The 7357-nt window shown below is 66.9% G+C and carries 6 protein-coding genes and 2 tRNA genes; all 8 read left to right on the top strand.

What is annotated here, in order from left to right; translation table 11 throughout:
* Positions 1-317 precede the first annotated feature (317 nt).
* The 8 genes from AB2385_RS16325 (at position 318) to AB2385_RS16290 (ending at position 7292) form a co-directional block, all read left to right on the top strand.
* Positions 318-1901 carry an ABC transporter substrate-binding protein gene (locus AB2385_RS16325; RefSeq protein ID WP_367656071.1) on the top strand — a complete coding sequence of 528 codons (1584 nt, stop codon included), beginning with the start codon at positions 318-320 and terminating at the stop codon, positions 1899-1901.
* A gap of 12 nt (positions 1902-1913) precedes the next feature.
* Positions 1914-2924 (top strand): ABC transporter permease, encoded by a 1011-nt coding sequence (locus AB2385_RS16320; protein WP_367656070.1) that lies wholly within the window; start codon positions 1914-1916, stop codon positions 2922-2924.
* 13 nt (positions 2925-2937) lie between these two features.
* Complete coding sequence (locus AB2385_RS16315) at positions 2938-3786, top strand: ABC transporter permease (protein WP_367656069.1); 849 nt, start codon at positions 2938-2940, stop codon at positions 3784-3786.
* Between the two features lie 15 nt (positions 3787-3801).
* Entirely contained in the window at positions 3802-4785 is a 984-nt protein-coding gene (locus AB2385_RS16310) for an ABC transporter ATP-binding protein (protein ID WP_367656068.1), read from the top strand.
* Positions 4782-5912, top strand: a complete 1131-nt coding sequence (locus AB2385_RS16305; protein ID WP_367656067.1) for an ABC transporter ATP-binding protein — start codon at positions 4782-4784, stop codon at positions 5910-5912. The genes AB2385_RS16310 and AB2385_RS16305 overlap by 4 nt, the downstream gene beginning before the upstream one ends.
* A 100-nt stretch (positions 5913-6012) precedes the next feature.
* Positions 6013-6924, top strand: coding sequence for an NYN domain-containing protein (locus AB2385_RS16300; protein ID WP_367656066.1), 912 nt, complete (start codon positions 6013-6015; stop codon positions 6922-6924).
* 216 nt (positions 6925-7140) lie between these two features.
* A tRNA-Asn gene (locus AB2385_RS16295) sits at positions 7141-7215 on the top strand.
* A gap of 3 nt (positions 7216-7218) precedes the next feature.
* Positions 7219-7292: transfer RNA gene (locus AB2385_RS16290), tRNA-Gly, on the top strand.
* Positions 7293-7357 lie beyond the last annotated feature (65 nt).

Genomic DNA, 7357 nt, shown 5'->3' with positions numbered 1-7357 from the left:
CGTTATCGCCAGGGTGGGTTTACGGTGGCCGCATCCAGGTCTTCGGGGGCGGGAGCCCAAGGTTGGAGTGTCGCCCCCTGCGCTCTTACGGGCTTGCTGGAATCTGTTTCCAGACGATTAGAACGAGAAGGTTTAAGCCCGCTCGATATCATATTCACATTTCTTCCCCTAGTGCGTGGAGGGGATTGACAATACCGTGTCGAATGCTACAACTTATGATCCGAGTATAAGTTGTAGGATGGCGCTACATCCCATGAGCCGTAGCTTTGACCCACTTCAGATCAGGACGCCAGCTCAGAAGGAGGGGGATGCGTTTGGTGAAGCACGGAGATCCGATTCGTGTGCTGGCCACTGTCACGGCGGCGGGGCTGCTGCTGATGACGGGCTGCTCTTCGGGCCAGGAGAGCAACGCTCCCGGGGGGCAGCAGTCTGGGGGCCAGCGGCTCTCGATCACCATTGACGCCTACCAGGGGCGCGTTCCGGAGGCGGAGGCCGTGGCCAACTACCTCCGCCAGGTGGGGATCCAGGCCGAGGTGCGCCTCTGGGAGAAGAACGCGCTCCTTGAGGAGATCAAGCAAGGCAACCGTGTGGCCTACACGCAGGACTGGGGCAGTTCCACCTTCGACCCGTACGACCTCGCCCTGCCCAAGCTGAAGACCGGCGACCGCGGCAACTACTCCTTCTACTCCAACCCCGAGGTGGACCGCCTGCTGGACGAGGGGGCGACCGGCACCGACCCCGAGGCGCGGCGGCGGGCGTACGAACAGGTGCAGCAGATCCTGATTGAGGACGCCCCGTGGATCTTCGGCTACTACATGGACGTGGTGGAGGCCACCACCGCCGACGTGGTGGGCTTCACCCCCGCGATGGACAGCCGCATCAACCTGCACGACGTGAGCCGGACCGGCGCCGACTCCCTGGTGGTGGGCCTGCGCACCGACCGGCTGCAGTCGCTGGATCCGGCCAACCACCGCGACCGGGAGACCGAGACGGTCATCCGCAACATCTACGACGGCCTGGTTACCCGCACGCCGGACGGCCAGGTGGTGCCCGAACTGGCCGAGTCGTGGGAGCAGATCGATGACGTGACCTACGTCTTCAAGCTGAAGCAGGGCGTGAAGTTCCACGACGGCACCGAGATGACAGCCGACGACGTGGCCTTCACGTTCGAGCGCATCCTGGCGCCCGACGGCATCGACGGGCAGCAGTCTCCCCGCCTCAGCCTGGTAGGGCCGATCGCGCAGGTGGAGAAGCTGAGCGACTACGAGGTCAAGTTCACACTCGAGTACCCGTTCCCCACCTGGCTCCAGCTCCTGCCGCACACGCAGATCGTCTCCAAGGCCCACGTGGAGAAGATGGGCTCCTCCCAGGCCCTGTCCGAGAACCCCATGGGCACCGGCCCCTTCAAGTTCGTCCGGGGGAACCTGGGCAGCGAGATCGTGCTGGAGCGGTTTGACGACTACTACGGCGGCGCCGACGCCCTCGCACCCGTGGGGCCGGCCCAGCTCAAGACGGTCACCTTCCGCATGATTCCCGAGCCCTCCACCAGGGTGGCGGCACTCAAGGCCGGCGAAGTCCATATCATCCAGGAGGTGCCGATCGACCAGATCCCGGCGCTGGAGGCCGACCCCAACGTGAAGGTGCTCACCACCCAGGGCACCCGCCTCTACATGATCGAGCTCAACAACAACGTGTTCACCGATGCGCGGGTCCGCCGCGCCCTGAACCACGCCATCGACTGGGACACGATCCTGAAGGAGATCTACAGCGGCCGGGCCCACCGCGTGGCCACGGCCATGTTGCCCAGCGGATTCGGCTATGACCAGACCCTGGCGCCGCTGAAGTACGATCCTGATCTGGCCAGACAGCTCTTGCGGGAGGCCGGCTACGTGACCGACTAGGAGGCGGATGGCGTGAAGGCGATTCGGATCCTGGAGCGCGTGCTGACGGCCCTGCCGATGTCGCTCTTGATGCTGCTCCTGGTCTTCTGCTTCGTTCGCCTCCTGCCCGGCGACCCCGTTGAGATCATGATGGGCCAGGCCGGCAACGTGTCCCAGGCCGAGATCGACGCGCTGCGCCGCGAGCTTCATCTGGACAAACCGCTGCCGGAGCAGCTCTCCATCTTCGTGCGGGGGCTGCTCCGGGGCGACCTGGGCACCTCCTACCGGGAGCAGCGCCCCGTGGTCGACGTGATCGGCGAGGCCTTTCCGGCCACGGTGGAGCTGGCCCTCGCCGCGCTGCTGGTGGCCCTGCTGATCGGGCTGCCCATCGGCGTCCTGTCTGCCGTGAAGCGCAACTCCTGGTTTGACCGGTTGGCGATGGGGGTCTCGTTCCTGGGCATCTCGATGCCCGCCTTCTGGCTGGGCATCATGGCCATCATGCTCTTCTCGGTGCACCTGGGCTGGACGCCGGTCCAGGGCCGCCTCTCTGCGGGCCTGGCGCCGCCCGACCTGACGGGCTTCTACGTGCTTGACGCGCTCCTCACCCGGGACTGGGTGCTTTTGAAGGACGCCCTGCGCCACCTGATCCTCCCGGCCTTCACCCTGGGGGCGGAGCTGACGGCGATCATCGCCCGGGTGACCCGTTCCTCCATGCTGGAGGCGCTGCACATGGACTACGTGACCGCTGCCCGGGCCCGGGGCGTGCCCGAGTGGCAGGTGGTGCTCCGCCACGGGCTCCGCAACGCCCTGATCCCCACGGTGACGGTCGCCGGCCTGCAGCTCGGGGTGCTCCTGGGCGGCAACATGATCGTGGAGACCGTCTTCGGCTGGCCGGGGCTCGGCCGAGTGGTGGTGGGTGCGATCTTCGCACGCGACTACGCACTGGTACAGGGTGCGGTGATGCTCTACGCGCTGACGTTCCTGCTGGGCAACCTGCTGGTTGACATTCTCTACACGTACCTGAACCCGAAGTTGGAGCTGTAGCAGGAGGTGGGGAATGGCATTCTGGCGTCGCCTGCTCGCCAACCCGAGCGCCGTGGTTGGCCTGGTCGTCATCCTGCTCTATGTTCTGGCTGCGGTCTTCGCCCCGCAGATCGCACCGTACGGACCCCGGGAGATGGTGCTGACGGACCGCCTGATGCCGCCGGCCTTCGTGGAGGGCGGTTCGAGGGCGCACCTCCTGGGCACGGACCAGCTGGGTCAGGACATCTTCTCGCGGATCCTGTACGGCGCGCGGGTATCGCTTCTGGTGGGGCTGATCTCCGTGGCCATCTCGCTGGCGGTGGGCACCGTGCTGGGCTGCATCGCCGGCTACTGGCGCGGGTGGGTGGACCGCATCCTCTCGCGCATCGCTGACCTGCTGATGGGCTTCCCCTACCTGCTCTTCACGATCTTCGCCATGGCCATCATCGGGCCGGGCTTCGGCAACCTCATCATCGCCCTCTGCTTCAAGGCCTGGGTCGAGTTCTTCCGACTCGCCCGCGGCGAGATGATGGCAGAGGGGACCAAGGAATACGTGGAGGCGGCCCGGGCCCTGGGGCGGGGTCCGGTGGCGATCATCGCCGGGGAGGTCCTGCCCAACATCATCCATTCCCTGCTGGTGCTCGGCACGCTCCGCATGGGCTACATGATCATCATGGAGGCCTCGCTCTCCTTCCTCGGCCTGGGAATTCCGCCCTCCATCCCGGCCTGGGGCTCCATGGTGAGCGCCGGACGCGACCAGATGCTGAACGCCTGGTGGGTGGCCACGATGCCTGGCCTGGCCATCGTGGGCCTGGTGCTGGCCATCAACCTGTTCGGCGAGGGTTTGCGTGACGTGCTGGATCCCCGCATGCGGCGGTGGTGAGGGGAGGGACGCACAGTGGAGCCGCTGCTGGCGATTGAGAACCTATCGGTGGAGTTTCCGACCCCCCGGGGGCGGCTGCGCGCGGTGGACGGCGTCAGCCTCACGGTGCACGCCGGCGAGGTGGTGGGCCTGATCGGCGAGTCCGGCTCGGGCAAGTCCACGGTGCTCCTGGCCGTAATGGGGCTGATTCCGAAGCCGGGGCGCATCCTGCCCGGCTCGTCGGTCCGGCTGAAAGGGCGGGAGCTCACCTGCCTTTCGCCCCGGGCCTACCGGAACGTGCGGGGGTATGAGATCGGCATGATCTTCCAGGACCCCATGACGGCCCTCAACCCGTCCATGCCCATCGGGGAGCAGGTGCGGGAGAGCCTGCGGGTCCACCGGTACTGCAAGTCCCGTGCCGAGGAGCGGGAGCGGGTGCTGCAGCTCTTGGAGGCGGTGGGCATCGCGAATGCCGCCCAGCGCTACCGCGCCTACCCCCACGAGTTCAGCGGCGGGATGCTCCAGCGGGTGCTGATCGCCTCGGCGCTGGCGTGCAACCCCCGCCTGCTGCTGGCCGACGAGCCGACCACCGCGCTGGACGTGACCATCCAGGCCCAGATCCTGGACCTGCTCCGGGAGATCAACCGGGAGCGCAGAACGGCCATCCTGCTGGTCAGCCACGACATCGGGCTGGCGGCGGAGTTCTGCGACCGCATCGCCGTGATGTACGCCGGCCGCATCGTCGAGTCGGGCCCGGCGGCACAGGTGCTGGCCGAGCCGAGCCACCCCTACACGCAGGGCCTGGTGGGCTGCCTGCCGGTGTGGGGCGGCCGCCGGGGCCGGCTGGAGCCCATTCCCGGCACGCTGCCCGACCTGACGCACCTTCCCATCGGCTGCGCTTTCGCCGACCGCTGCCGGTTCGCATCGGACGAGTGCCGCGCACAGCCGGTTCCCCTCCGCCTGCTCTCGGACGGGCGGGAGGTCAGCTGCGTGAAGGCGGAGGAGGTGATGGCGGGATGAGCGCCGGCGCGGTCAGCCGGGACGGCCCGGGCGTGCGGGATCCCCGCGATCTTCGCAGCGCGCGGGGCGCCGGGACCGTTGACATCGTGCGCGAGACCCGGGACGTCCGGGACGCCGGTGGCCTCCCGGACGCCGGGTCCTCCGCCCGCGAGTCCGGACCAGTCCTGCTGGAAGTGGTGGACCTGCACAAGCACTTCGTGCTGCCCCGCAGCTTCCTGGCCCGCGCCATCACCCGCCAGGGAAGCCCCGTCCTGAAGGCGGTGAACGGCGTCTCCTTCACGCTGAACGAGGGCGAGACCCTGGGGCTGGTCGGCGAGAGCGGTTCCGGCAAGTCGACCCTGGGCCGGACGATCCTCCGGCTGTACGAGCCCACCCGGGGCCAGGTGCGCTTCGCCGGCCAGGACGTGTTCCAGCTCGACGCCGCCGGTCTCCGCCGCTTCCGGCAGCAGGCCCAGATCGTCTTCCAGAACCCCTACGCCTCGCTGAACCCGCGCAAGACGGTGCGGCAGATCCTCTACGTGCCGCTCGCCCTGCGGGGCGTCCCGCGGCGGGAGCGGCCGGCGGAGGCCGCCGCGCTGATGGAGCGGGTGGGGCTTTCTGCCCGCCACCTGGACCGGTACCCGCACCAGTTCAGCGGCGGCCAGCGGCAGCGCATCGGCATCGCCCGGGCTCTGGCAATGCATCCCCGCCTGGTGGTGGCGGACGAGCCGGTCTCGGCCCTCGACGTGTCGGTGCAGGCGCAGATCATCAACCTGATGGAGGACCTGCAGCAGGAGCTGCGCCTGACCTATCTCTTCATCTCCCACGACCTGAGCGTGGTGCGCCACCTGAGCACCCGCGTGGCGGTGATGTACCTCGGGCAGATCGTCGAGATCGGCCCCACGGAGCCGCTCTTCCGGGAGCCGCTGCACCCCTACACCCGCGCCCTGCTCTCAGCCGCGCCGGGGCAGGGGCAACGGGAGCGCATCATCCTGCAGGGCGCCCCGCCCAGCCCGCTGGACCCGCCGCCCGGCTGCCCGTTCCACCCCCGCTGCCCGGCGGTGGTGGGGGAGGTCTGCCGCACGGTGCGCCCGGTTCTGGAGGAGCGGGCGAGTGGGCGGTGGGTGGCGTGTCATCTCATCACTTGACAAGTTTCTATAATACCACTACAATTTACATAACATCCGTGGATGGGAACGACTCCCTCTCCAGGCAATCATCTCAGCAAATCGGGAGTGTGTTCGCAGTATGGGCGACAGCAGATTGACCCGTATTGGTGTCTTCTACGACGGCAACTATTTCAGTCACGTAAGCAACTACTACGCCTATCACCACCCGCGCCGTGCCCGCATCAGCCTGAGCGGGCTGCACGATTTCATCCGGGACAGGGTGGCGGCCAGTGAGGGGTGCGACGTCAAGTACTGCCACATCGTAGACGCCCACTACTTCCGGGGTCGCCAGCGTGCCCAGGAGATGGAGCCCCAGCGCCTGGTGAACGAGCGCGTCTTCGAGGACGTGCTGATCAAGGAGGGCGTGGTGACGCACTTCCTGCCGCTTGCACCGGGCGGCGAAAAGGGGATCGATGTGTGGCTCGCCCTTGAGGCGTTTGAGCTTGCGATCTACAAGCGGTTCGACGTGGTGGTGCTCATCGCGGGCGACGGGGATTTCGTCCCGCTGGTCCGGAAACTGAACACCATGGGGACCCGCGTGATGCTTCTCGCCTGGGATTTCCAGTACGTCGACCAGAACGGGCACGAGCGCGAGACGCGCGCGTCGCAGAGCCTGATCGATGAGGCGACCTATCCGTTGATGATGCACCAGATCATCGACGATCGCTCGCTGCGGACCGACCCGAAGATTAACGCGCTCTTCCTTCCGCCGGGCGACAGCCGGCCTGCGGTGGTCCCGGCTGAGCCTCAGGAGGCGGTTGCGGCGCCGGACTACAGCAGCGCGGCTCGAACCGGGAAGATCCACAACTTGAAGGACGCGTACGGGTTCATCACCCCGGATGAAGGTGGAGAGAACCTGTTCTTCTACCGGACAGAAGTGGTAGGCGTGGACTTCAACGACCTGTGCGTTGGCCAGGCCGTAACGTACGAGCTTGGCCGGAACGACCGCGGCCCGTGTGCGGTAAGGGTGAGGCCCCTGCAGCAGAGCTGAGGCAAGCCTGGCACCAGCGCTTCGGCGCTCAAGCGGCAGCTGCCGGCACGTCTGGTGCGGGCAGCTGCCGTTCCTCATAGGGGGACACACTCCGGATGGCGCCCGGCGATGGCTGATCACTGCAAGTTTATGCTCAAGTGGTTCTTTCACAGAGGGCCTTGCGTTGTGGCCGGGTTTACGGTATCATTAATCCTCGCCGGCCGGCCACGAAGACATTCCGGCATAGCTCAACGGTAGAGCATCCGGCTGTTAACCGGAGGGTTGTAGGTTCGAATCCTACTGCCGGAGCCAGATGCGGGCGTAGTTCAATGGTAGAACGTCAGCTTCCCAAGCTGAAAGCGTGGGTTCGATTCCCATCGCCCGCTCCAGATCCCGTCACGGACCGCTAGCTCAATTGGTAGAGCATCCGACTCTTAATCGGCAGGTTGTAGGT

It is taken from the genome of Symbiobacterium sp. (assembly GCF_040797425.1).
GTDB lineage: Bacteria > Bacillota > Sulfobacillia > Symbiobacteriales > Symbiobacteriaceae > Symbiobacterium.
This window is presented reverse-complemented; position numbering and strand designations above follow the sequence as displayed.

Bases quoted from the DNA above. Each gene is read 5' to 3' on its own strand.
- AB2385_RS16315 (WP_367656069.1), top strand. From the start codon at position 2,938: ATGGCATTCTGGCGTCGCCTGCTCGCCAACCCGAGCGCCGTGGTTGGC.
- AB2385_RS16305 (WP_367656067.1), top strand. From the start codon at position 4,782: ATGAGCGCCGGCGCGGTCAGCCGGGACGGCCCGGGCGTGCGGGATCCC.
- AB2385_RS16300 (WP_367656066.1), top strand. From the start codon at position 6,013: ATGGGCGACAGCAGATTGACCCGTATTGGTGTCTTCTACGACGGCAAC.